Below are 1,724 nucleotides of genomic sequence, written 5' to 3' on the forward strand. Positions count from 1 at the left end.
CGTCGCCCGATCGCGACGCTCGCGGCGTCGTGACGGGACATCTTTCGCTTGTTGCTGGTCAACGGCTTACGCCAGTGCTCATCGCCCCATATCGACGTGTACGCCGGATCGACCGCGACGATCGACAGGCCGTGCTCGGCTGCCATGGACACGAGCCGGGCCTTGAGCTTGCCGGTGGGGATGCCGGAGATGAGCTGCCTGAACCGCTTTCGGCGGCCGTGCTTCTCCCGCGTCTTGTCCTGGCCGAAGTCCAGGTTCTCGATACCGATCGCCTTGACGCCACACCGGTCGGCCCAGTGCAGCAACTTGCTGATGGCGTGCCGGATCTGGGCGTCTCGGTGATCGGCGGTGCCGGACAGGTCGTAGAAGAACCGGCGCGGATCACCCATCGGGTTGCCGTTGCGGTCGAGTCCTTCGCCCGCATGAAGAACTGGAAGATCCTGCGCGACTGCCGCCTTATTGATCCGAAACTCCAAGGTTTCTATTCGAGGATGTAGCAGACGTGTGGGCCGCCGAAGTAGCCGCGGACGATGTGCGGCTGGCATTGACGGCGGTGGAAGAACCGGCGGGTCTCGGCTGCGAGCTGAGCCTGGTCACCAGCCTTGCCGTGCAGCAAGCCGGGCGAGCTTCAACAATGACCACCGGCGCACCGGGATGCTCCTGGTCGAGCGGTGTCAGTGCCTCTGCCACCGCCCGACCAGGAGCAGCAACTGTGCCTCGCCGGAGACCTGGATGACAGCCACCCTCTACCGCGGTAGTTGTAGGCGGCTCGTCTCGTACCGCCCTGGTTTGGTCTGGAATCAAATCAGCAGGGGACGCCGACCCGGACGACCGTCCATACCGTTATGCCGCACGTACGCATCGCACGGCGGGCCGTCGGGGGACCCAACGGGGGGACCCGGCCCGCTCCTCAAGAAAGGACCGTGCTCCATGACGACGATGACCATGCGTCAGCGCATCACCACCGGCCTCGTCTCCGCCGCGTTCCTCGGCGGGACCTTGGTCGCTGTCGCACCGGCGGCGAGCGCCGCACCGGCCACGGCGCCAGCCGCTTCATCGGCAGGCGTCAGCGCCGCCCCCAACTGCCCCATGACCACTGGAATCGGCTACTACTGCGGCTACTACAAGGGCACCGCTTACACCGACTTCGGCGACCGGGGCAACAAGGTGAAGGAGATCCAGGCCCTCATCAAGGCGTCGCACTACTCGGGCCGTCTCGCGATCGACGGCGACTTCGGCAACGACACCCTGAAGGCCGTCAAGTGGTACCAGAAGCGGTGGATGGGCGACAGTACGCCCGACGGCAAAGTCGGGCCCATCACTTGGAAGTCGCTGCGCTGGGACTGCGCCTGCTGAATCCGGCGGTGGCCCGCCCTCCGCGCGGCCTTCGTTCCAGTGGTCATCGCGACACCCCAGCCCGAGGGTGCGATGGACTTCAAGATCCGGGAGAACGGGGCAACGGCTCAGGGGCTCAGGTCCTTGTCTGCTGAGCGAGCTGCATGCTTCCGGTTCGTGAAGCACGAGGTACAGCAACAACGAGTCACACTGGACCGTCGGGATCAAGCCGAAGACCTGTAGACGCTAGCGCAACTGATGTATCGCGTCCGGGCGTACAGCGGCGGGGGGGGGGGGCGGCCCCGCCGGGCGCCAGCGCCCCCAGCGGCGCGGGGGGCGCGGCCCGGCCGCGGGGGTCAGAGCAGCGCGAGGGGGGTGGTATGGGGAAA

Annotated in this window: 1 protein-coding gene and 2 pseudogenes; 1 reads left to right on the forward strand and 2 read right to left on the reverse strand. The window is 66.7% G+C overall.

Annotation, left to right across the window (positions count from 1 at the left end; translation table 11 throughout):
- Both ACFWYS_RS42750 and ACFWYS_RS42755 read right to left on the reverse strand, forming a co-directional pair.
- A pseudogene (locus ACFWYS_RS42750) lies at nucleotides 1-410 on the reverse strand (IS200/IS605 family accessory protein TnpB-related protein); the annotation flags it as partial.
- A 71-nt stretch (nucleotides 411-481) separates the two neighbouring features.
- Nucleotides 482-592, reverse strand: a pseudogene (locus tag ACFWYS_RS42755) (IS630 family transposase); the annotation flags it as partial.
- A 338-nt stretch (nucleotides 593-930) separates the two neighbouring features.
- Between ACFWYS_RS42755 and ACFWYS_RS42760 the strand changes: the two are divergent.
- The gene (locus ACFWYS_RS42760) at nucleotides 931-1,356 is read left to right on the forward strand and encodes a peptidoglycan-binding protein (RefSeq protein ID WP_384781747.1); all 426 of its coding nucleotides are present in this window, start codon (nucleotides 931-933) and stop codon (nucleotides 1,354-1,356) included.
- Nucleotides 1,357-1,724: the final 368 nt, after the last annotated feature.

It is taken from the genome of Streptomyces sp. NPDC059010, assembly GCF_042740355.1.
Taxonomy (GTDB): Bacteria; Actinomycetota; Actinomycetes; order Streptomycetales; family Streptomycetaceae; genus Streptomyces.